Below are 24,306 nucleotides of genomic sequence, written 5' to 3' on the forward strand. Positions count from 1 at the left end.
TACCTTTTTACTATGTCATGATCGGCGTAAATTTACCCCATCGCATTTGATATGCCGCACAAAAAGAGGAAAGACAATGAGCACTCGCGTCAACCATCACAAAGTTACTCCGGCACTTGCCAAAGCGCTCTCCGACCTGAGCATGGCGATCGGTAAAACCGCCATTGATCCGACGCTGAAGCACCTGATCGACATTCGCGTTTCCCAGTTGAACGGCTGCACTTTCTGTCTGGATATGCATGTGAAAGAAGCGAAAATCGCCGGTGAGCGTGAACTGCGTCTTTATCACCTGTCCGTCTGGCGCGAGTCGCCGCTGTTTAGCGCTCGCGAGAAAGCGGCGCTGGCCTTCACCGAAGCGCTGACCCAAATCAGCCCGGAAGGGATCAGCGATGAGCTGTACCGCAGCGTGTCTGAGCACTTCTCCGATATCGAGATTTCAGAGCTGAACTTCGCCATTGTCGCCATCAACGCCTGGAACCGCCTGGGGATCACCTCTCGCATGGAGCCAGGCGCAATGGATGCGGCATATGGTCTGAACAAAGCTAACCTGGAATAATCCCGCGCGGTGGCCCTTCTTCCTGAAAGGGAGAGGGGATCGTCTGCATCCCGTCTTTATCTCCCTCTTCCGAATCCTTCTCACACCGTGGGCAGGGGCGCTGACCTCCAGATACTTTCGCAATTCCTGCTGTTTCTCATATCGTTTCTTGATACTTACCCTGATAACTATTATCTTGACCGTGAGTGATGAGAGGATTTCCCGTGAGCGAAGAAGATCTGTTCTGCCGCAGGCCGATGGGCATGCGGATGGCCATGATTGTGCGTCAGTGGCGCGCAGTCATTGATGACGCCATTCTTGATACGGGGTTAACCCAGTCGAGCTGGACGGTGATGATGCAGCTCAAACAGCTGGGAGATAATGTCTCGGTGAGCGAGCTGGCGGAAGTGCAGGGTATCGAACTGCCGCCGCTGATGCGCACCCTGGCCCAGCTTGAAAAACAAGGGTATCTGCTGCGTGCGACATCGCCTTATGACAAACGCATCCGGCTGCTCACACTCACGCCTGATGGCAAAGCGGTACTGAAAACGCTCACCCGAGTGATTGAGAATTTTCAGGAACGCGTGTCGCAGAATATTGCTCCTGAACATCTTGCGATTTTCAGCGCAACATTAAATCAAATCGCCTGCAATTTGCGGACAATCCGCGAAGAAGATAACAAGACCCAAAAATAATGACTCCTGAACAAAAATTTGCCCGCTGGGTAAGGGTGAGTATTGCCTCTTTCCTGCTGATGTTTGTCTATTTTATCGTCGCGGATATCTGGATCCCGCTGACGCCGGACGCGACCGCCATGCGCGTGGTGACGCCGGTATCAGCGCGGGTTTCAGGCTATGTGTCGGCAGTGCATGTCCACAACAACAGCCAGGTTAAGAAGGGCGATCTGCTGTTTGAGCTCGATCCGACGCCGTTCAGTAATAAAGTCGAGGCGGCCCGGATCGCGCTCGAACAGGCGCGTCTGTCTAATCAGCAGCTGGATGCGCAAATTATCGCGGCGCAGGCCAGCCTGAAAACGGCACAGCTCACCGCCCGGAATGACAAAGTGACGTTCGATCGTTATCAGCGTCTGAGCACGATGCAAAACGTCTCGCAATCGGATCTGGATAAAGTGCGCACCACCTGGCAGAGCAGCGAGCAGTCGGTGGCGAATCTGGACGCGAACATCCGCAATCTGCGCATTCAGCGCGGCGAACGTGACGAAAAGCGCAATGTGACGCTGCAAAAATACCGCAACGCGCTGGAAGAGGCGCAGCTGAACCTGAACTGGACAAAGGTCTATGCCGAAGCCGACGGAACGGTGAGCAACGTGCAGCTTAGCCCCGGTTTTTACGCCTCTTCCGGTTCTGCCGCGCTGGCGCTGGTCAATAATCAGATGGACATCGTCGCGGATTTTAGAGAGAAGAGTCTGCGTCATACCCATCAGGGGACGGATGCCGCCGTGGTGTTTGATGCTTTCCCGGGACACGTTTTCCACGCCCACGTCACCAGCAGCGATGCCGGTATTCTGGCCGGACAGGAAGCGGTAAACGGTCAGCTTTCGCAACCGGAAACCTCCAACCGCTGGGTGCGCGACGCCCAGCGTATGCGCATTCATATCGCGCTGGATGAAGCGTTGCCGAAGCATCTGCCTACCGGCGCACGCGCCACGGTGCAGCTCTATAACAGTGAAGGCCCGTTCGCACGGTTCTTCTCCGGACTGCAAATCCATCTCGTCAGCCTTTTGCATTATGTCTATTAATACTCTTGCGCGGGTCTTCACCCCGCACGACAACATCGTCTATACGGCAAATGATTTTCGCCAGACGCTGCGCATCGTCTTTGCCGGGATGATTGCGCTGAGTATCTCGAGCTTTTACAACACCACCTACGGCGTCTTTTACGTGGTGTACCCCATCATGTTGCTCTCCCTCGTGCCGGTGTTTAACCGCCAGGTGGCAAAGCAGTTTGTTTTTAGCGCGTCGCTGAACTGCGTCGAAATGGTGTTTATCATCGGCTATTTGTCGCAATGGCCGGTGATCATGACGCTGGTGGTATTTGCACTGTACGTGATGCGTTTTCGCTTTATGAGCCAGGGACCGCTGTTTTTGTTTGGCTCAATGGGCGTGGTGTGTCAGAGCGTGATGCTCAATTTTATGAGCTATCCCACCACCAACTGGCACACGCTGCTGTTTTCCAATATCGAAGCGAGCGTGATGGCGGTGTGCCTGAGTGCGCTGATGCACTACCTGCTGCCGGACGTGGAGCCGCGTCAACGCCCGCCGCTGATTGAGAAAAATGCCGCGCGCGTGCGGCACGAATCTTTGCTTTCCGGTACGGTGGCGACGCTGATTTTTGTCGTCTTTCAGATAAGCGATCTCAGCGATTCTTTGTCGGCGCTGATGGCGGGCGTGCTGATCCTGTTCCCGATGAACTATCGTGGGGCGGTGATGAGCTCGATCTGGCGCGTGGTCGGTGTGGTGCTCGGGTGTCTGTACATTCTGGTGATGCAGCTGGTGCTTTACGACCACAGCAGCCATATGGTGTTAATGATGCCGCTGATTGGCCTCGGACTGGCGTTTGGCGCTCGTCTGCATGTGATGGAAAAGGTCGGTGCCGGTGTGGGATTCGCCAGTATTACCACCATCGGGATTATGTTCGGACAGAATATGCATCCCGATGGCGACCTGGTCTTCAGCGATCTGTATCGCATTGTCTCGGTCACCGTCGCGCTGCTCGCCACCCTGACGCTGGTGTTCCTGGTTCATCTGATCCTCAACTGCTTTGAGCCAACGCGCTACGTCATTCGCGAAGGATGACACACACATTTTTTCCGTTCTGTGATATCACTGTTGGCCGGTTAATGGGGCGACAAAAGGAATGGACGGATGTGGCAGACAAGGGCGCTGGAGCTGAATAATCAGGCTTACTGGAACTGGGATAAGGCCTGTGAGCTGGTGGATTATGCCGTAGCGCATGATTTCAATACCGTGATTGTCGGACAGGTCGATCTGTTCGACAAACTGGTTTCACCGAAAGGCTATACACCTCATCAATATAATGACCGCCTCTCCAGCCAACAGCGCGCCCGCTGCGTCTATCTCAATCGTCTCGGATTACTGTGCCAGCAAAAAGGGCTGCGGTTTTATCTGCAGGCCAAAGAGCTGAACTTCCCCACGGACCTGCTGCTGGCGCATCCCCATCTGTTTGAACCCGGCCACGGCGTGCGCTTCGACATTGATTTCTGGTGCGATTATCTCAGCGAAAAAGTGGCCCTGATTTGCCAGCGGATCCCGGCGCTGAGCGGCCTGCTGGTGGCGATTTCCAATACCGACGGTCTGCTGCCTATCTCGCGTCCTAACTGGGAGCTGGAGGCGCAGGACAACGCAAATTTACCGCAGCGGGATGAACGCAGTTTTGCGCTGTACAGCCGCTGTTTTCATGCCCTGTCGCGCACGATGCAGAAAGAGAATAAGCATCTGGTGCTGCGGGTCTTCCCGGCGGGCAATCACGATCTCGGTAACGTGCTGGAGGCGATCCGCCCGCTGCCGGAGAGCGTAAGCGTGTCGATTAAACTCACCCCTGAGCGTTTCTGGCCGTCATTCCCCAACAATCCGGCGCTGCTGGCTGTTCACGAACGCGAGGTCTGGGCGGATATCGATCTGGTGGGCGAAGAGGTGGGCTGGGGGATTTTCCCGTTCCCGCGCATTGATGAACTCCAGGGCCGCCTGCTGTGGTGTCGCAGCAATCCGGCGATCCGGGGCGCGGTGTGTAAAACCAGCTGGGAGGGCGTCGATAACCACTGGATCATGGGGACGCTGAGCGAGTGCAATCTGGTGGCTTGTAGCCGTATGCTGGCCAGCGATGGCGTGCATCTCTCCACCGATCGGCTGATGACATACTGGCTCGACGAAAGTTACGGCTGGCGTCCGGATCCTGATATTTTCGACGAATTTACCTCGCTGCTGGAGCAGGCCGGACAGGTGCTGTATAAGGCGATTTACGTGCGCGATCACGTTTTCCATCGTCACAGTCAGGTGCCGGAAAGCTACGGCCAGGCGGTGTGGAGCCTTTACGGGCAGCTCAACCGCAACCACTGGTTACCCGGTTCGGAGCGTGATATCACCTTTGATGCCAGCGATGTTGAAACCTCGGCCGCCTGCCTGACGCGGATCGCGCAGGAGAAAGACGACGCCCGCGATGCCTCTCTGGCCCTGCGGGAACAGGCGCTGCGCTTTAGTGACCGGGCCGAATTTCCGTATGCGCTAAAACGCCGCTGGCTTGAGGAGTGGCAGGGTTTTGCCATCTACTGCCATCTGTTTTTGCATGCGCAAAAAGCCTTCTTCACCCTGCGCTTTGCCCGCGAGGTCGAAAACAGCTGGAGCATGCGTGAAATCTGCCAGATTAATATTCAGGAGCTGTATCGGAGTGCGTCTGAGATGGAAGACTACTGCACGAAACACGCCGATGCCTCGCCCGGATTGCACGTCCTGTTTGATGCCTCGCGGGTACGGGCGCTGGCGGATAGCCTGAGCGTCGAACTGAAAGCGTTGAAGGGCTAACGCCGCTCAAACTGTGATCAATATCACCTCATGCGATCGCGTTGCGTACTGCGCGCGCGATCGCCGTCACACGCCTTTTTTTCGTTTGCGATAAGGTGTGATCGTTATCACATCGTTTCTCTGCCGGTGGATCGCTTTGTGAGTGGTCAGGCAGATCCCGCCAATCCCCAATAATGGGTGCTCGTTTAATCACCGCAATCCGCTGATGATATACGCGTAATGTATTCGTCGTGGGAAGGTGAGGAAGAGATGTCACAGGGTGACTGGCAGTTATCACAGGGCGACGCGCTCACGCGTTTTCTGTTTTCAGAGGCGAAGGAAGCGCGCTTTGCTGAATTTTATACCGGAGAGGCGGGCGATCCGACGATCGACTATCACTTTCGCAATGGCTCCGGCCCGCAAGAGGACGCTTTCTGTCGCCGCGTATTTCGCCAGACGCATGCTCTGCGCGTGGTCGATCCCGCGCAGGCGCTGCCCTGTCATGAAGTGACCTTCACCGGCGAAAATGACACGGTCTCCTTTTCTGATTTCCGCCATTTACCTTTTCATCTTCAACGCTGGCTGACGGTCGATCTTTTTGCTCCCTACAGCGGAGAATTCAGGTTCCGGATCGGCACCTGCGGGGGCGTTCGGCTGTGGATTGAGAGCGAATTAGCGGCCTGCTTTACGCCGTTCACGCGCAATGCGATGCAGTATGTCGAGGTGACGCTGGGGTTAAAGGCGGGCAAAAACAGCCTGCTGATCCATCTTGATGAGCTGTTCGAACGCGACACGATATTTGCCCTGCAAATGATTTACCTGAGTGACACCGTCCTCGGCGTGGCGTTGCCTGGTAAAAGCGGGGCTATCGTCGATACCCTGAGTCAGTTTGCGCGCGGACTGCGCCCTGAGCTGGCCGCGTACAACCATACCGTGCGCCTGCACAGCAACGTTCCCGCGCCGGAGGGCATCCGTCTTCGCGCGCAGATCCGCGGGATGGGCAACGATAATTTCACCCCGCAAACCCTCGATTTTGGTGCGCTAAACGCGAAACAGAGCGAGCTGACTCTGCCATTGCCGCACGATATCGGCGAGGCACATTATCAGCTGCGCCTGACCCTGCAATGCGACGACCTGGCGCTGACGCGTCAGATGGGGATCAACGTGATGCCCGATGCGCCCGCGCTCACCCGCGCAAACACGCTTAACGGACGCAAACAGGAGGCGCTGCGCTATATCGCAGAAAACGGAATGGACCGCACCAGCCGCCTGCTGGCGATGATGCATTTGCGTGAGTACGGCCCGCAGTGTGAAAGCCTGCTGAACAGCACCCTGAAGCGCATCAGCGCGCGGGAAGATTGCTCTGATTTCTCGCTGGTGCCGCTGCTGTGGATTTGGCGCTATCACCAGGGGGAATACTTTCCTGCGCCACTGTGGCGGCGCGTCAAATCAACCCTGTTGGGCTATCGCTACTGGATCGACGAGCCGGGCTGCGATGTGATGTGGTTCTGGAGCGAAAACCACGCGCTGTGCTTCCATACCGCCCAATATCTGGCCGGGCAGTTTTTCCCGAACGAGCGTTTTATTGCCTCGGGTCGCAGCGGACGCGAGCAGCAGAGTATTGCCGAAGCGCGGCTGATGCAGTGGTTTGATGCGATTGAGGTTCACGGCTTCGTTGAGTGGAACTCCGCGCCCTATTATCCCGTGGATTATATTGGCTTGTTTGCGCTGTATCAGATGGCCGACAGCCAGCAGATTCGCACCCGTGCAGGCCAGCTGATTGACCGCCTGATGTTACAAAGCGCACTGCATTACCAGAGCGGAGTGGCCGCTGGCACGATGGGACGCGTTTACGAAAAAGAGCTGTTGGCCGGCATGTTGACCGAGCTTTCCGCTTACGGCGCGGTGGCCTGGGGCAACGGCGGATATAACCGCAAATGCGCCTCGCTGCCGCTGTTCTGCGCCAGCGACTACGTGCCGCCATCCGTATCGACAGAATACGCGACGATGACAGAGGGCGAGCTGTCCGCCTGGTACACCTGCGGCGGCGGCAACATCTGCGTGTGGAAAGCGCCAGGCGTCAGTTTGTCGTCGTGTGTCGATCACCATACCGGCGAGCCTGGCCATCAGCAACATCTTGTCGATCTGCAATTTGCCTCCCGTTTTGACGCCAAAATCTGGATAAATCATCCGGGCGAAGCCGAGCCAGGCGGCGAAAAACGTCCGTCGTTCTGGGCCGGAAACGGCGTGATGCCGCGCGTCACGCAGGTGGAAAACTGCGCGTTAATGCTCTGGCACATCGAACCGGAAAACGCCCTGCCGTGGACGCACATCCATTTACCCATCGACGCGTTTGAGCAGCTGATCGCGACGACGCACGCCCGCATCGTGCGTGCGGGTCAGGCATTTGCCGCGGTGCTGTGTTCCGCTCCTCTGCACACGATTGAGCAGGGATTAACGGCCGGAACCGAGTGTCGGGCCTTCGGGCGCGATGTGGCGTGGTATCTCGAAGCGGGTTACGGCGATGACGCGGCCTTTGCTGACTTCTGTACCGCCATCGCGGCACTTGAGCTGCATGTCGATGCGGCTACGCAGACGGCCACTTTGCGTCATCCGCAGCGGGGAGAGGTGAGGTTGACCGATTTCCCACCTTTTCCACCCCTGAACGGCGGTGAACCGCGCGTGGTACGCAAGGGAGTAACAGCATGAACAAGGAAGGGTTAACAAGCACGCTGGACCGCGTGGTGCGTGGTTTTTGTCGGCTGAAAAATCTCGACGAAGTGGGGACCAGCGACGGGTTTGCCATCCACTTTGAAGAGTGGGAGTGGGAAATCGGTGTCGGACTGTACGGCTTTTGGCGTTATGCCGCGTACCAGCAGGATACGGCGCTGCAACAGTCGATCCTCGGCTGGTATGACGCGCAGATCCGCAAAGGGCTGCCGGAAATGCAGATCAACACCACCGCGCCGATGATCGCATTGGCGCTGGTGGCGGGGCAGCAGCAGCGTCAGGATCTGCTGCAAACGGTGAATGACTGGGCCGACGCCCTGCTGCGCGATTTACCCAAAACCGAAGAGGGCGGTTTTCAGCATGTGGTGAAAGAGCAGCCGAATACCGGCCAGCTTTGGGATGACACGCTGTTTATGACCTGTCTGTTTCTTGGCGTGGCGGGCATCGTGCTCAATCGCCGCGATCTGATCGACGAAGCCGGATATCAGTTTTTGCTGCACACCCGCTACCTCAGCGATCCGGCCAGCGGGCTGTGGTATCACGGCTGGACGTTTGTCGATAAGCACCATTTTGCCGGGGCGTTTTGGGCGCGCGGTAACGCGTGGATCACCGTGGCGATCCCGGAGTTTATCGAACTGATGGGAGAGCATCTGGATACTGGCGTGCGCCGTTATCTGTCGCAGGTGGTGTCGCGGCAGGTGCGCACGCTGTGTGAACTGCAGGCTGACAACGGCATGTGGCATACGGTGCTCGACGATCCGCTCTCACCGCAGGAGTCGTCCGCCACGGCGGGGATCGCCTACGGCATGCTGCGCGGTGTGCGGATGGGCATTCTGGATGAAGCCGTGAGCGCGAACGCGCTGCGGGCATTTGACGCGGTGATGGCGCGTATTGACGACAACGGAATTGTCCTCGAAGCGTCACGCGGCACCATGCTGGGCTGGGATATTCAGTATTACTGCGATATCGCGATGGCCCCGGTTCCTTACGCTCAGGCGTTAACCATGCTGCTCCTGCTGGAGATGGAGCAGGGTGACTGGCCTGAAAAAACCTCTGTGACCTGACCCGCGAGAGCGGATAGCTGGAGATAATAATAAATGAAAAAACGCAATATCATGGGCGCCTTCCAGACGTTTGGCGGCGCGATGGCGGTCCCGATAGCCTTCCTGCCGTTTACCGGATTGCTGCTGGCCGTCACCAACATCCTGACCATGCCCGACATCATGGGCGATTTGGCCCATCCGGACTCTAACTTCTTCAAAGTGATGACCATTCTGAAGTCCGGCGGCTGGACAATATTCCGCAACTTCCCGCTGCTGTTTTGTATGGCGCTGCCGATTGGCCTGGCAAAATCGGCCCAGGCGCGCGCGGCGCTGGTGGCCTTTTTCTCCTACATGGCGTTTAACTATTTTACCAACGGGATGCTCACTTTCTGGGGCGCGGATTTTGGCGTGAACTTTAATCAGGAGGTTGGCGGGCAGAGCGGGCTGGCGCTGGTGGGAGGAATCAAAACGCTCGATACCAGCATCGTTTTTTCGCTGATCGTTGGCGGGATCGTCACCTGGATCCATAACCGCTTTTTCGAGAAAAAACTGCACGACTACTTCTCGATTTTCCAGGGCATGGCGCTGGTATTTATCATCTCCTTCTTCATCATGATCCCACTGGCGTGGCTGACCTGTCTGGTGTGGCCAAAAGTGCAGTTGGGCATTAATGCGATGCAGACGTTCTACATCGAAGCTGATGTACTGGGGATGGGGCTTTTTGCCTTTGTTGAACGCATTCTGGTGCCGACGGGATTGCACCGTTTTGTCTATTTCCCGTTCTTCTTCGGCCCGGCGGTCGTCGACGGTGGCCTGTACACTCACTGGATTGAGAACGTCTCGACTTATGCGGCCTCCAGCGTGCCGCTGCGCGAACAGTTCCCGGCGGGTGGTTATTCGCTTTACGGCAATATCAGCGTCTTTTGCTCGCTGGGCGCGGGGCTGGCGATTTATGCCACCGCCAATAAAAATCAGAAGAAAAAAGTGGCGGCACTGGTGGTTCCGGCGATTATCACCGCCATGAGCGTCGGGATCACCGAGCCGATTGAGTTCACCTATCTGTTTATTTCCCCGGTTCTGTATCTGTTAAATGCGCTGATTGGCGCGGTGCTGTGCATGGTGTTGTATATGGCCGGTGTGGTCGGTTTTATGGGCGGCGGGATGAACGATATGATCCTGTTTAACTGGATCTTCTACGCGCAAAACCATGCGCATCTGATCTGGATCCATCTGGCGATCGGCTTTGGCTTTGCGGCGATCAACTTTGTGGTCTTCCGCTACGTTATCCTCAGATACAACATCCTGACGCCGGGCCGCAGCGAGGATGAAGACGACGTGCGCCTTTATTCCAAACAGGATTACCGCGATAAAAAAGCGGCGGGAAAACAGCCCGACCGTGAGAAGGCGATTGCGATCCTGCACTGCGTTGGCGGGGCGGGAAATGTCGATACCATCAGTAACTGCCAGACGCGTCTTCGGCTGGTGATCAACGATCCGGCGCGGGTCATGGATGATAAAGCACTGAAAGCCGCCGGGGCGCTGGGGACCCTTCGCAACGGCAACAATCTGCAGATTGTGATCGGTCTGTCAGTGACGGTGGTGCGCGAGTTCTTTGAAGCGGAAGTGATCCGCGAGCGCGAGGCGGGAAGCGACGCGCCCACGCCACAGCCGGCGAGTTAAGTGAAAAACGGGGCATTGCGCCCCGTTTTAGTGTGATAAAAACGGCGGGATTTGCGACAGTAAAAACAGGATGAGTCCAATCGTTCCGCCGACCAGCGTCCCGTTAACGCGGATAAACTGTAAATCTTTACCGATATTCAGCTCAATCTGGCGCGACATGTCCTTCGCATCCCAGCCTTTGACCGTGTCGCTGATATGGCGCGTCAGGAACGCGGCAAAATCAGGCGCCACGCGATGCGCCGCCTGCTCCAGATGCTCGTTCAGCGAGGCGCGCAGGCTGGCATCGGCGACCAGCGTTTCACCAAACCACTGCCCGGCCCTGGCGATGCGCTGCTGCACGCGGGAGTCGTCGCTCTGCATATCAGCTTTCAGCCACGCGCGCAGGTCGGCCCACATCTCGCCCAGATAGCGGTTAAACGCCTCATCGTTCTTAAGATAGTGTTTGATGTTCTCGGCTTTGGTCGCCATCTCCGGATCGTTTTTCAGATTGTCGATGAGCTTCAGCGTGGCGCGATCAAACGCCTGGCGGATCTGGTGCGTGCGGTCGTGGCTGATATCATCCAGGATGGCGTTCACCGCATCGGAAACCAGCTCGGCGCTTTGATCGCCCAGCCATTCAGTGGGCAGCATCATGGCCTTGCGCGGATGTTCTGTTTTGAGCCAGTGAACGATCTGTGCGGCGATAAAATCCCGCGTGCTGTCGCGCTGAATCAGCGTAATCAGGCGGTTGATGATCGCGTCCAGCAGCACCTGATGGCGATTATTTTTGGTCATACTCTCCAGCATCAGCGCGCTGGTTTCGGTGAAATCGACTTTATCAATCGCCTTATGCACCGCGCGTTTCAGCAGACGCTGAATGCGTCCGTCGTCGGTCAGTTCCAGGAACCCACTCATCACCTGAATCAGATGCTGCCCGACGCGCTGCGCGTTATCCGGCTGGCTGAACCATTTGCCAATCAGCTGCGCCGGCTCATAGCGGCGGATGAGGGCCACTAGCGACTGGGTATCGAGAAATTTTTCCTGCACGAACAGGCCGAGATTGTCGCCAATCCGGTCTTTATTGCGCGGGATAATCGCCGTGTGACGAGAGATGAACGGAATAGGGACGCGTCGAAACAGCGCTACCACGGCGAACCAGTCCGCCAGCGCACCTACCATCGCCGCTTCGGCAATCGCCTTAATCCCGCGCACCCAAAACGTCTGCGGCAGGAACAGTGTGGCAATAAAAGTGGCAGCCGCAATCAGCAGCAGCGACAGCGCCAATAGCTTGGCGCGTTTGAGTTCAGCTAATTTTTCCATAGGGTTAAGGATAGAGCGGAACGCGGGCGGAGTGCAAAAATCTGTGGTTAGTCGCGCAGCGCCTGCACAAAACGGGTGAAAAAGTCTGGCTGCGGTTCGTCATACCATAGCGCATAGAGATCGGCGGGGATGGTCTCTTCGAGTTTCAGGAACACCACGCCTGGCCAGTGGATCAGCGCGCAAGATTCGGGTAACAGCGAGACACCGTTTCCGGTGCTCACCAGCGCCAGCGCGGTCTGCGGTTCAAAAACCTGATGCGTCACCAGCGGCGAGACGCCGAGTGCGAGACAGTGGTCATACACCTGACGGGCAAAATCGCTGCGCGCGAAGGAGAGGGAGATAAACGCCCGATCGGCCAGATCCTTCAGGGAGAGGGTGGCGCGGCGGCACAGCGGATCGCTTTCATGCACCGCCACGCATACGGTTTCACGCGCAAAGAGCTGGCAGCGGATCCTCGCTTCAACGTGAGGAATGACGTTGCGATTGATGGCGATATCAATTGTGCGGGCGAGCAACGCCCCGGTTTGTTCCTGCTGGCCGAGTTCATGCAGCGTCCAGTTGACGTCCGGATTGGACTCGCGAAAGGCTTTCATCCTGGTGAGCAGTGGCCCCCACATCGCGCTGCCAATGACCCCGATATTGATATGCTGCTTTTCGCTGCGACCAATCTGGCGCACGTAATTTAACGACTGCTCGGTGGCGCTCAGTAGCCTGTCGACCTCCGCTTTCAGCACTTTTCCGCCGTGAGTGAGCACCACTTTGCGGCTGGTTCGCTCAAAAAGAGCCACGCCGAGGATCTCCTCCAGCTCTTTGATTTGCATACTGAGCGGCGGCTGGGAGATATTCAGTTTTGCGGCGGCACGGCCAAAATGCAGCTCTTCGGCGAGGGTCTGGAAATAGCGCAACATCCGGAAACGGATACGGCTATTGGCCTGAGTATCAAGCATGACGGGTACCGAGAAAAAAGAGGGTGGCGATATCATGCAACCCCCTCTGGAGAGTGTCAAACCGCGGCCACTTCGCCCCGGTGCAGGCGTTCTGCGTTGCTGCAGGCGATAGCCGCAAGCAGGGTGATCATCAGCAGCGCATAAGCGCAGGTGGAAGCATTTACTGCGCCGTGCAGGCCGTAGCGGCTGTTTACCAGCGATGAAACGGTCGCAAACAGCAGGGTACCCACGGTGCCGCAGGTGAGCAGGGCGGAGATCAGCGTCGGCGAACTGCGGCTAACCTGCAGCGAGCCGTAGCTCATCAGGCCGGAGAACAGACCAGAATTAAAGAAGCCGAACGCGCCGCAGGCAATCATAATTAACGTGGTATTGGCGCTGTTGCTGATAAGCGCAATCGCGACCAGGCCGACGGTGGTACAGATCAGCAGGAAGGTGCGCAGTTTCATCCACTTCACGGTGAACTGATTGAGGAACAGCCCGGTCGCTTTCGCCACCCAGTAGACCGTGGTGTACAGCGCCGCCTGTTCTGGCAGCATCTGGAAACGCCACTGCAGATAGCCCGGCGTCCACATCGTGAAAATCGGCTCCGCCAGCAGGAACAGGAACAGCGCCCCGCACAGCAGCCACACGGAACGGCCCCACTGCTCTTGGCCGGAGGCTTTGTGCTGCGCGGGTTCCGGCGCTACGGTTGCCGGATAACGGCTGCGGAGTGTCAGGAGCAGCATCAGCACACCCAGCCCGCCCATGATGCCGTACATCGCCATCCAGCTCGCGCCCATTTTGAACAACCACGCCAGCAGAAAAGAGAGCGTCGCACCCGCCAGACTGAAGAAAAAGTCGGTGAAAATCAGGCTCGACGAACGGCTTTTTTCGTCGGGATTAATGCGTACCACCAGGTAGCTGCCGATGGTCATGAAAATCCCGCCGCAGGCGCCGATGACCGCGACCGCGATGCTGAACATGGTGAGCGTCGGGGTAACGAACAGCAGGGCGCTGATGAGAATGGTCAGCGCCGCGGCGATCACCAGCGGCTTTTGCAGGCCCCATTTTTTCATCAGAATGCCGCCGAGCATGATCGGCACGAACATGCCGATGTTCATCAGGGTAAACACCTGACCGATAAAGCTCGGGTTCTTATTGAACGCGGCACACAGCGGGCCGAGGACAATCCCCAGCGTCGAAACCAGGGCGCCGACGAAGTAGTAGCTCAGCCAGGAAATCGCGTTCAGGCTGCTGCGGGAGTAATTTTCTGACATCTGCATTTCTCCTGGCGGGCGCGTGGCCCGCCGCTGGACGGGAAGTTAGCGGCAGTTCTTCACGAACTGGCTAATCAGGCGAATGAAATCGTCGGTGACCATCGCCGCACATTTCAGGGTTTGTTCGTGGGAGAGCTCCACGTCGCTCAGGCCTTCCGCCATATTGGTGATGGCCGATACGGCCAGCACTTTCAGGCCGCAGTGGCGTGCGACAATCACTTCCGGCACCACCGACATGCCGACCACGTCGCCGCCCATATTTTGCATCATGCGGATTTCTGCCGCGGTTTCGAAGTTAGGCCCCGGATAGGAGACGAACACGCCTTCGTGCAGCGTGAGACCTAAATCGTTCGCGGTATGATGCAGTTTTTCGCGCAGGTCTTTGTCGTAGGCGTTAGCGAGGCTAAAGAAGCGCGGGCCAAAACGATCGTCGTTCGGTCCGACCAGCGGCGTGGACGGCATGGTATTGATGTGGTCGTTCAGCGCCACCAGGCTGCCCGCCGGGATAGCCGGATTGAGCGATCCCGCCGCGTTGGTGCAAAACATAAATTCGCAGCCAAGCAGCTTAAAAGTGCGCACCGCATGGGTCATGATGCCCATTCCGACGCCTTCGTAGAAATGACCGCGGCCCTTCATGCAGATGAGATCCACGCCGTGCAGCGAGCCCATCACCACTTCCCCCGCATGGCCAATCACGGTACTGACCGGAAAGCCCGGTAATTTCTCGTAAGAGATAACGGTTTTGTTCTCAAGCTTATCTGCCAGCACGCCGAGGCCAGATCCGAGAATAAACGCAATGCGTGGTTTAAAGTCGGGTTTGGCATTACGAAGGATTTCAACGGCTTCGTATGGGGTGTTGTTAATGACCGAATGAGACATCAGTAGCTCCTGAATAAGATGGGTATGTGCCCATTCTGCGAAGCGCGCGATTGCTAATCCAATTGCATATACGCAGTTATTGATTCGATTTTATGAATGAATTGAGAGCTGCGAACAACGGATGTTTTTTGTTTCAGTGGCTTACAAAAAAAGGACGTTTAGCGCGTTGGTTGGTCAGGGAAAAATAAGAAGTTGAATTGTGATGGGGTTCACTAGGAGGGATAAGCGATGGAATACAACTCCGGCAAGCGAAGAGCTGGCCAGGTTCAAAAGCCTGACGAATTAAATAGCACACTGTTACTGCGCACTGTGCAATAAAAATATAAAAGGAATCATTCATTATTGGATAAAAGTCAGTAATCATTTCAGTGTTATTTACCCTCGCTTAAAAACTATTAAATCGCAGTTAACATTCTTTAACTTTACGTGCATTTTTGAAAATAAGATCTGTAATCATTTTTCAAATAAGGCGTACGATGAACGGAAGGTAAAAACAGGGATGATTAAATGGCTTTTCTCCTCGTAACGAATATTTATCGCTTTTCATGCAGTCGGAAATGATGTTTTCTGAGACGGAAAACCTTGAGGTACAGGACAGAATGCTGCGAACGAAATCGGCGAAACTTTATGCCAAAGTGGAGTTCGTCCGGGAAAATAACAAAATTGTGGGTTATGTTATTTCAACTGTAAATGTAGTCTTGTCCGGCGTTGAAATAGCTGTTGGTCTAACTCTCATCGGTTCTATGACGCCCTTGGGCGTTCTTGCTGGTGCGGTTCTGGTTACTGATGGTGCAAACGGCATAAGCAAAGAAATTGCACATTACGCAATGGATAACAAAACCTCGGAAGGGTTGATTGCTGATGCAGCTATTTCCACCGCGGAATTCATGGGGTTCAGCCGTAATAGCGGGTTGGGGATCTATAAATCAATCTCGCTCGCTGCAAATACATATAGCATATTCGGTCTGTTCAGACGCCCCGGAACCTGGCGTCTATTTCGGTATCTGCCGGCCGATTATTATCGTAAAGTGAGCACCATGAGCCGTCCAAAGCTCACAATGAAAATTGTAGGTTATGGGGTTAAATCTAAGGTCATTTTTGACCTTATGTCTGTTACCGACTCGGTTCAGAATTAGTTGGCAGTCTTCGATAACGCCATGATTTGTATGCGAGTTTTGCCGGGGCTATATACCATATAAAAGGCAATACAATTGCAAGTGTGGCTGCAAGCGTGATGCTGGTATTGATAGATGCCAGCATCAACGTGATAGCCAGTATGCTTAAGGCCACGATAGTAACCCATTTCGATGCGATAAAGCGGTTTGCAAGATCATGAGTTATGGAATCCAGTGATCCGCCATAATTAGCCAAATTGTTCTTCAGTTTTTGTAGCTCTGCATGGCTAAACCCTGACTTAAGTAGTGCAGTCTCACTCACTTTCATCGCATTCCACCTTTTATCCTTAAAATGTAGACACCTCTAAGTAGCGAGTATACACAAAATCGCAGATAAATTGGGATCATCCCTAACCACTGAAAGGTTGTTTTTGGTGATTAAAAAATTTATTCCTGATTGTGTGCAGCTAACATTCTTTAACTTTACGTGCATTTCTGAAATAAGATGTGTAATCCTTTTTCAAATAACGCGTACGATGAACGTAAGGTAAAAACAGGGATGATTAAATGGCTACGGTTGAGGAACTAAAAGGAACCTACTAAATGACTATTTTCCTTGTAGCAGTTATTCATTACTCTTCTTGTAATCAGGAAAGGATACTCCGCAGATATGAAAACCTCTGCCAGCGTTACATTGGCTATTCTCGCTGTTATCACTGTGGGGGCGGTTTACCTATGGCCGTATGTCAAAATGGATTTCACCGAAAGCGCGAGTTACACGGAACAGGATAAACGGGAGTACGAATTTTTTACGCCTGATATTTTGAAGAACATGCCTCGTGTGTCAGACCATTACCAGTTTGGGTACTCCAACGTCTCCGGTCCGGATCTCCTTATCTATGAGGTGACGTTTTCTGGAACGACTCATACCAGCAGAATTAATCATTACCTTCAGAAAAACGGCTTCAGGCGTCTCGGTAGCTGCGATATCGACGGAGAATGCTGGCAAGGAGATGAGCCCGGTATGTCAGTCTCCGTGAGCATCAACGCTAAATCAGAAATAATCATTGTGTCGGTGATGGATAAATCATAATTATTTGATGATGCTTGTGATTTTTAGCGCCTGAGAGTCACTCAGGCGTATAAACGCCCTGTGTCATGATATTTCAGATGTTGTCCGGCAAAAAAATTACGTGCTTTTCAACATATCAAACACCACGCGCGCAAATCCTCTCGCCAGCTCCGGATTCGACAAATACTGCATCATCATTTCTTGCTGAGCGTCGTTACTGTCCATTACGGCATTATCAATCGCTTTTGGGAAATCGCCGAGCATCGCTTGTTCACGCGTGTTATTGGCTATCTGAATCATTACCGCCTGGTTTTCTGAGAGTTTGTCGCGCACGGTAAAGGCGTAGTTGATCATGTCTTTTTCACTAAGGTTATTGGTCATAAACAGTTCGTTCAGACGCGCCAGAATAGTCGACAAAAACTCTTCTTTCTTATCCTTAGGCTTTGCTGAGCCCACATCATTGCCCGGTGCGATGGTGTACTCTTCTGCATCTTCCTGCAATTTAAGATGCTGTTCGTGCAGCTTTGATAAGCGGTAATGGCTCATCTCGACGTTGCTTAAATCAATCTCGTCTTCTGTTATTCTCTGCTCATGAAGCAGCGGGCGCAGGTGGCGGGAAAACAGGCTCAGCTTCTCTAAACTTTTGTCATCATAAGCGACCAGTTGCGACATAAATTCGTAGAATCGAACAAAGCTGCCCAGATCTTTTTTGAAAATATCCAGCTTATCCTTTTCCTGTTTACAGGCCTTAAAGCTGTTCTCTGCGTTTGTGATTAGCACCACATCGGCAGTTTTTTTGGTGCGTTCAAACATCTCTTTTGCCAGCACATATGCATCAATGGCGGAGGTATAGCGATGTTTCCAGCGCTCAACCGCAGGCTTGCAGATATTGCTGATTGTCGCGTTGGATTTATTTTTGGTGAAGAAGGCGTCGCAGAATTGTTCTACTTCGGTCCACAGGAAAATACCGCTGCTGCGTAGCTTTTCGAACAGCTCAAAGACTAATTGCGGATCGCTGACATCCGTCAGTTCCGCCGTTTGATAGTAGGGCTGGAAGGCTGCCAGAATGTCATCCGGTTCGTTATAGAAATCCAGTACAAAAGTGCCGGACTGCGCTTTGCCCGGATAGATACGATTCAGCCGTGATAATGTCTGAACGCACTCCACCCCGCCCAGCGCTTTATCCACGTACATCGCGCACAGCTTAGGCTGATCAAAACCGGTCTGGAACTTATTCGCGACCAGCATCACCTGATAGTCATCGCTGTCGAATGCTATACGCATTTCCCGGCCTTTTAGGCCATGGTTCATGTTGTTTTCGGTAAATTTCTGATTTAACAGCCCAAAGCTATTGTGATCGTTTTCTGCAAATTCCACTTCGCCAGAAAACGCGACCATCGCGCTAATTTTCGAATAATGGTTATCCGCTATGTATTTATCAAACGCCAGCTTGTAGCGCACCGCCGCTTTGCGCGAGCTGGTAACAACCATCGCCTTGGCCTGTCCCCCCAGCAGATTCATCACATGCTTTTTAAAGTGCTCGACAATCACTTTTACTTTTTGTGAGACGTTATGTTCGTGCAGAGCAACCCACTGATTGAGCTTGATTTTGGCCTTTTTGCTGTCCACTTCACGGTCAGGATCGTTCAGTTTTTGCAGCAGCTTATAGGCCACTTTGTAGTTGGTGTAATTCTTCAGAACATCCAGAATAAAACCCTCTTCGATGGCCTGGCGCATGGAATAAACGTGGAACGCCTCGGGTTTATTGGTTTTCGAGGCCGGTTCAAGCGGATGAGGGCGGCGGCCAAACAGCTCCAGCGTTTTGGCTTTTGGCGTGGCGGTAAAGGCATAGTAATTGAGATTACTGCTGCCCCGACGCGCGGCGATGGTGGCATCCAGAATGTCATCCGACGACAGCACCGCATCGTCATTCACTTCTTCTGTCATCAGCACTTCTTTAAGCTGGCGAGCGGTAGAACCACTTTGTGATGAGTGCGCCTCATCGGCAATCACCGCGTATTTACGCTGCTTGAGGCTGACGCTGTTTTCGATGGCTTTCAGGACGAACGGAAAAGTCTGGATGGTGACGATGATGATCGGCTGAGAGTTTTCCAGCGCGCTGGCGAGTTTTTCCGACTTCGTGCCATCGCCTTCTTTGTTGTTAATGCGCCCGACCACGCCGTCCGCATGTTCAAACTGATAAATGGTGTCCTGAAGCTGATCGTCCAGCACCGTGCGGTCTGTCACCACGATCACCGAGTGGAACTGCTTTTCGCCATTTCGATCATAGAGGGTGGAAAGCTGATGGGCGGTCCAGGCGATAGAGTTAGATTTTCCGGAACCGGCGCTGTGCTGGATAAGGTATTTCTGGCCGGTGTCTTCCATTGCTGCCGCAATTATCAGCTTATTCACCACGTCCCACTGATGATAGCGGGGGAAGATCAGGCTCTCTTTTTTCACTTTCAGGCCGTTCCAGTCCTCCTTCTCTTCGATTTGCAAATGGACGAAACTGGCGAGTATTTTCAGCAAATTATTCGGGAGCAGCACCTCTTTCCACAGGTAGCTGGTTGCGTAATCATTTTTATTTTGTGGAATATCGTTTCCCGCGCCGCCGTCTTTGGTGCCTTTGTTAAAGGGCAGGAAGAAGGTGTCATCTCCGGCCAGCCTGGTGGCCATAAATACCTCATACTGGCTGACGGCAAAGTGCACCAGTGCACCACGTTTAAAGGCCAGAAGCGGTTCCGGTTTGTTGGTTGCCGGATCTTTCGGCAAACGCGTTTTCTTATACTGGGTGACGGCGTTTTGCACTGCCTGTTTAAATTCAGACTTTAACTCCAGCGTTGCCACCGGAAGTCCGTTCACAAACAGCACCAGATCGATACGCCATTGCTTCGCCTTGACGCCAGTCTCGTCGAGCGCCGCTTTCGAGGCGTGCGGGCTGTAAACCAGCTCCGGCACTACGCGGCAGATGTTTTGTTGATAGCGTGCGAGCGTTTCCGGGTTGAGATTATGCTCGGGCCTGAACTGACACAGAGAAAAACGGGCGTTGTGACTTCTGATCCCATGACGCAAGACGCCGAGCGTTCCGTAAGTGCGCGACAGCCTGTCGGTGGCGTTGATATCGGCTTTTTTCAGCTGCGCCACCAGCGTATCGAGGAAATAGCGTTCAGTATCGCTGGGGAAAATTTTGCTAAATTTCTCCCATTCCAGCGGCTGAGTTTTTTGCACAAAGGCGATGGCATCCTGCGAGTACAGCGCACGCTCGCGGTCATAGCCTTCCGATTTGCCGCAAAGCCAGCCGTTTTCCTGTAGCTGAGTAAAAATATCATCCTGAAAAATCCGCTCTTTGGTGGTGTCGATACTCATGCCAGCGCCTCCTCTGCCATTTCATCTTCGACTGTTTGTGGCGGACTTTCTGGGGCAACCCAGTCGCGCACGTCGATTTTGCCGGTAACGGCAGCGGAGATAAGGGCGGTGCGGCGTTCTTTCAGGAGTTCAATTTGTTGAAGTTGTTTGTCGATTAGGGTATCGATTTTTGCAGTTTGGTAGTCGAGAAAATTAGCAATATTCTTTTGTTCATTTTCAGAGGGAAGCCATATCGATATATTTCGTAGAATAGCTTGAGTAACACTAAAAACTTTAACACCCTTGACCGAGTTTCTGATTTGTGTTCGTAATTCTTGGCAATCCAAGAGGTAGGCATAGAAACGAAAGTTATTTCTAATGTATGGACGGATTATGATTGTATGATATCCAGCAAATACTCTGTCATCACTGATTAATTGGGTGAAATTTCCTGAGCCTTCAAGATCCTCTGAAGTATCGGCAAATATAATATCACCCTTCAATAAAAGAGAATCAGTATGGTCTTTGAGATAGTTATTGCTTACGCGTTTTAAAAGATGAATGCGAGGGTCCACTTCAAAACCGTATCTAGAATGTATTTCGCCATAATTGAGGCATGGAACTCCTTCATCCAAAAGATGTTCTTTTGTAATGGTTAAACCCTTTCCAAAAGAAAACTTGTAACGTACCTTGCTCAACTCCCAATAATCTGGGATCTCCCCCAACCACTCAACCCCAGAATCTTTCATCGGTGCATCAGAGTTTAGCCCTTTAGTCACGGCATGGCTAATCACTGCCTGACGCTTTTCTTTTAGTAGTTCAATAAGTTGTTGTTGTTTCTCGATCAGGTTATCGATTTTTGCGGTTTCGTGATCGAGGAAGACAGCGATTACATTTTGTTCCTGAATTGAAGTTAATGGTAGGTTGAGCACACTGAATTGCTCATAATTAATTGATTTACCATCCCTTAAGCTGTCTGTAGACGACTGTAATGCAGCGATGAAAGGTGTACTTTTAAAAATATAACGATAATAGCCATGACTAATAGGTTTGGAGTTTTTCAGTACAGTATATGCGGGCGACACACACCCAGTGTACCGACTATATTCAATACCGCCTTCAAAGCTACGTAAACTTATAACAAAATTATTAGCTTCCACATGTCGAAAAAAGTCCGTTCCTTTTAATGCAAGCATCACTTTTGAGTCATTTAGTTGCATCATTAAGGACTGGGGAATTACTCCATATTTTTGGCTTGCTGCGAGTTGCTCGTCACATTTATATGCTAATGTACGCATGCTTTGAAACATGCGTTTTCCGGATAATATTTCCCAATGCCTTGGGATTTCCCCCAGCCACTCAACCCCAGAATCCTTATATTCCGGATACGTTTTATATTTAGCCATCAGGAGTGTACCTCCTGAAGCAGCTGCATAATCTCGGCGCTAATGGCGTCGAGATCGGCGTCGATCTCTGCTAGCGGGCGAGGCGGTTTATAAACGTAAAAATGGCGGTTAAACGGAATTTCGTAGCCGACAATGCCTACTTCATTGTCTTTGGCATCGCGCTTATCGGCGTTGATCCAGGCGTCGGCGACGTGCGGTAGAACTTCGGCCTTAACGTAGTTTTCAATCAGTTCGCTGGTGGCCAGCGCCGGGTTGAGCGGGACGTTTTCGTTATCACGCAGATCGCCGTCCTGCTCGAACTCCACCACTTTGCCCTGGTATTCAAATGCCCCGTACAGCGGCTGGGCGGCTTCTTTCAGCTCCTTTTTCACCACCGGCTCAGCTGCCGGATTTTTACGGGTGATCGCTTCGATTAACTGTTTGTTTTCTTTGGTATCGAGCTTAACGCCTGCGGTTTTGATCGCGCCTTTCAACGTGAGCTGAAACTGATTGAAATCGTTGCTGGCCTGCGATTTACCGCCTTCGGCAAAACTTAGCGCGGTCTGGATGTGCTGCGCTTTGCACATGAGTTCGCGCTGCGCCAGCCACAGTTTGTTGTCGAGCAGATCTTTAATCTGCTTCTCTTTCAGCTCCGCAAATTCTGCTTTGATAATCGCGCGGGCTTCAACGTCAATATCCGTAAAGTCGCCATAATTAGCCTCCTGCCACTGGGGCGCGAAGGCTTCATACAGGCACTCCATCGGCGCATTAAAGGGCTTTGGCGCAAAGCGCAGGCTGGCGATCGCCTCGTCTGTGACCTGGGCTGACAGGCGCAGCGGGCGTTCGATAGTCAGGCGACGATAGCCAAAATCGGTGCTGCGAAAGATTTTGCTGGCGAAGGTTTTCAGCGTTTCGGTTTTGGCGCTGGCAGGCTGGCGGCCACGGCTGGATTTTTGTTCAGGCGCTTTCTCAAGCCCTAAGTCGACAAGCGAGGTGGCCTCCAGTACGGCAAAATCGCCAAACGTGCGGGTGATCAGCCTGATGTCATCCTCGCCCATCAGATTGCGTTTGGAGCCGAGAGATTTACGCATCTTGCCGCACAGGCTGCTGCCATCGATCAGCTGCACTTTGCCTTTACGTTCCGGCGATTTTTTGTTCGACAGGATCCAGACGTAGGTCGCGATGCCGGTGTTGTAGAACATGTCCGTCGGCAGGGCTACAATCCCTTCCAGCAGATCGGCTTCCAGAATGTAGCGGCGAATTTCACTCTCGCCGCTGCCCGCGCCACCGGTAAACAGCGGAGAACCATTGAGGATAATCCCGATGCGTCCGCCGTTGCCCTGTGAACCCTCAACAGGATCGCTATCCCGCATCTTGCTGATCAGGTGCAGCAGAAACAGCAGCGACCCATCCGACACGCGGGGCAGACCCGGGCCAAACCGGCCGCCGAAACCCTTTTGCAGATGCTCGTCGTTGATCTCGCCTTCGATCTTTTTCCAGTCCACGCCAAACGGCGGGTTGGAGAGCATGTAGTCGAACTGATCTTTGGGAAGTTGATCGTTAGAGAGGGTATTGCCGAGTTTGATCAGGCTGACGTCCTGGCCTTTGATCAGCATGTCGGCTTTGCAAATGGCCCAGGATTCCGGGTTCAGCTCCTGACCAAAAGCGCGCATCACCGCGTGAGGGTTAAGCTCGTGGACGTATTCCATGCCAGAGGAGAGAAACCCGCCCGTACCCGCCGTGGGGTCGTAGATCGTGCGGATAATGCCTTTTTTCGACAGGGCGTCGTCATCTTCCATAAAGACCAGCGACGTGGTCAGTCTCACGATATCACGCGGGGTGAAATGCTCACCGGCGGTTTCATTAGAGCTTTCGGCAAAGCGGCGGATAAGCTCCTCAAAAACCAGCCCCATTTCGTGGTTTGATATTGCCTGGGGGCTGAGATCGGTCGTGGCAAATTTCTGCACAACCTTGTAGAGCAAGTTGGCCTCATTCAGCAGGCTGATAAATTCGCTGAATTTAAAGTGTTCGAAGATCTCACGAGCGTCTCTGGAGAAGCTCTGAATATAGTGTTCGAGGTTGGCCTGAATATCATAATGCCCCATCCGACCCAGATCCATGGGCGAGGCGTTGAAGAATATCAGGCCGTCTGTCGCACGCAGGATCAGCTTCTCTTTCGCCTCCTCCGGCAGGCTCATCTTGCGGGTTTTTTCCGCCTCCACAATGACGGCATTTTTGGATTTCTCAAGTACACATTCAAGACGGCGAAGCAGAGTGAAGGGAAGGATAATTCGGCCATATTGCGACTGTTTAAAATCACCGCGCAGGAGATCGGCGACAGACCAAATAAAGGCGGCTGTTCGTGAAAAAGAGTGGGAGGTCATCAAAGCGTTCCTTGCGTCAAGCAAATGTCTTGCTTTTGTGTCTGTAAACAGACCTCTTTTTAACAGATACAATTTGATTGATCATTATTTTTATGATC

Annotated in this window: 17 protein-coding genes; 10 read left to right on the plus strand and 7 right to left on the minus strand. The window is 53.4% G+C overall.

Going from position 1 to position 24,306, the window contains the following annotated elements; translation table 11 throughout:
• Window positions 1-76: 76 nt before the first annotated feature.
• The 8 genes from SOM82_RS02915 (at window position 77) to SOM82_RS02950 (ending at window position 10,526) form a co-directional block, all read left to right on the plus strand.
• Entirely contained in the window at window positions 77-556 is a 480-nt protein-coding gene (locus tag SOM82_RS02915) for a carboxymuconolactone decarboxylase family protein (protein ID WP_154127077.1), read from the plus strand.
• Between the two features lie 203 nt (window positions 557-759).
• Complete coding sequence (locus SOM82_RS02920; RefSeq protein ID WP_320460416.1) at window positions 760-1,230, plus strand: MarR family winged helix-turn-helix transcriptional regulator; 471 nt, start codon at window positions 760-762, stop codon at window positions 1,228-1,230.
• Window positions 1,227-2,294 (plus strand): HlyD family secretion protein, encoded by a 1,068-nt coding sequence (locus SOM82_RS02925; protein WP_320460434.1) that lies wholly within the window; start codon window positions 1,227-1,229, stop codon window positions 2,292-2,294. The genes SOM82_RS02920 and SOM82_RS02925 overlap by 4 nt, the downstream gene beginning before the upstream one ends.
• Window positions 2,284-3,351: a DUF2955 domain-containing protein gene (locus SOM82_RS02930; protein WP_154127080.1), complete on the plus strand. Its 1,068-nt coding sequence runs from the start codon at window positions 2,284-2,286 to the stop codon at window positions 3,349-3,351. The genes SOM82_RS02925 and SOM82_RS02930 overlap by 11 nt, the downstream gene beginning before the upstream one ends.
• A 69-nt stretch (window positions 3,352-3,420) precedes the next feature.
• A complete protein-coding gene (locus SOM82_RS02935; protein ID WP_320460415.1) occupies window positions 3,421-5,094 on the plus strand; it encodes a hypothetical protein in 1,674 nt (557 codons plus the stop codon).
• A gap of 249 nt (window positions 5,095-5,343) precedes the next feature.
• Window positions 5,344-7,782 carry a hypothetical protein gene (locus SOM82_RS02940; RefSeq protein ID WP_320460414.1) on the plus strand — a complete coding sequence of 813 codons (2,439 nt, stop codon included), beginning with the start codon at window positions 5,344-5,346 and terminating at the stop codon, window positions 7,780-7,782.
• Window positions 7,779-8,867: a beta-galactosidase BglB gene (bglB, locus tag SOM82_RS02945; RefSeq protein ID WP_320460413.1), complete on the plus strand. Its 1,089-nt coding sequence runs from the start codon at window positions 7,779-7,781 to the stop codon at window positions 8,865-8,867. Before SOM82_RS02940 ends, bglB begins: the two co-directional genes overlap by 4 nt.
• 33 nt (window positions 8,868-8,900) lie before the next feature.
• The gene (locus SOM82_RS02950; RefSeq protein ID WP_320460412.1) at window positions 8,901-10,526 is read left to right on the plus strand and encodes an alpha-glucoside-specific PTS transporter subunit IIBC; all 1,626 of its coding nucleotides are present in this window, start codon (window positions 8,901-8,903) and stop codon (window positions 10,524-10,526) included.
• A 27-nt stretch (window positions 10,527-10,553) separates the two neighbouring features.
• On the opposite strand, the gene SOM82_RS02955 is transcribed toward SOM82_RS02950, so the two are convergent.
• From SOM82_RS02955 to xapA, 4 genes are read right to left on the minus strand one after another with little or no spacing between them, the layout of a single operon-like run.
• Window positions 10,554-11,825 carry a DUF445 domain-containing protein gene (locus SOM82_RS02955; RefSeq protein ID WP_320460411.1) on the minus strand — a complete coding sequence of 424 codons (1,272 nt, stop codon included), beginning with the start codon at window positions 11,823-11,825 and terminating at the stop codon, window positions 10,554-10,556.
• A 47-nt stretch (window positions 11,826-11,872) separates the two neighbouring features.
• Window positions 11,873-12,808: a LysR family transcriptional regulator gene (locus SOM82_RS02960; protein ID WP_320460410.1), complete on the minus strand. Its 936-nt coding sequence runs from the start codon at window positions 12,806-12,808 to the stop codon at window positions 11,873-11,875.
• 20 nt (window positions 12,809-12,828) lie between these two features.
• The gene (tsgA, locus tag SOM82_RS02965) at window positions 12,829-14,028 is read right to left on the minus strand and encodes an MFS transporter TsgA (RefSeq protein ID WP_320460409.1); all 1,200 of its coding nucleotides are present in this window, start codon (window positions 14,026-14,028) and stop codon (window positions 12,829-12,831) included.
• Between the two features lie 45 nt (window positions 14,029-14,073).
• Window positions 14,074-14,907 (minus strand): xanthosine phosphorylase, encoded by an 834-nt coding sequence (gene xapA, locus SOM82_RS02970; RefSeq protein WP_320460408.1) that lies wholly within the window; start codon window positions 14,905-14,907, stop codon window positions 14,074-14,076.
• Between the two features lie 557 nt (window positions 14,908-15,464).
• Between xapA and SOM82_RS02975 the strand changes: the two genes are divergently transcribed.
• On the plus strand, window positions 15,465-16,043 hold the full coding sequence (locus SOM82_RS02975) for a DUF4225 domain-containing protein (RefSeq protein ID WP_501083551.1): 579 nt from the start codon (window positions 15,465-15,467) through the stop codon (window positions 16,041-16,043).
• Window positions 16,044-16,692: 649 nt separating this feature from the next.
• Window positions 16,693-17,115 (plus strand): hypothetical protein, encoded by a 423-nt coding sequence (locus SOM82_RS02980; RefSeq protein ID WP_320460406.1) that lies wholly within the window; start codon window positions 16,693-16,695, stop codon window positions 17,113-17,115.
• Window positions 17,116-17,211: 96 nt separating this feature from the next.
• On the opposite strand, the gene SOM82_RS02985 is transcribed toward SOM82_RS02980, so the two are convergent.
• From SOM82_RS02985 to SOM82_RS02995, 3 genes are read right to left on the minus strand one after another with little or no spacing between them, the layout of a single operon-like run.
• Window positions 17,212-20,460: a type I restriction endonuclease subunit R gene (locus tag SOM82_RS02985; protein ID WP_320460405.1), complete on the minus strand. Its 3,249-nt coding sequence runs from the start codon at window positions 20,458-20,460 to the stop codon at window positions 17,212-17,214.
• A complete protein-coding gene (locus tag SOM82_RS02990; RefSeq protein ID WP_320460404.1) occupies window positions 20,457-21,845 on the minus strand; it encodes a restriction endonuclease subunit S in 1,389 nt (462 codons plus the stop codon). Before SOM82_RS02990 ends, SOM82_RS02985 begins: the two co-directional genes overlap by 4 nt.
• Window positions 21,845-24,208 carry a type I restriction-modification system subunit M gene (locus tag SOM82_RS02995; protein WP_320460403.1) on the minus strand — a complete coding sequence of 788 codons (2,364 nt, stop codon included), beginning with the start codon at window positions 24,206-24,208 and terminating at the stop codon, window positions 21,845-21,847. The genes SOM82_RS02990 and SOM82_RS02995 overlap by 1 nt, the downstream gene beginning before the upstream one ends.
• Window positions 24,209-24,306 lie beyond the last annotated feature (98 nt).

This window comes from Lelliottia sp. CFBP8978 (assembly GCF_034046055.2).
GTDB lineage: Bacteria > Pseudomonadota > Gammaproteobacteria > Enterobacterales > Enterobacteriaceae > Enterobacter.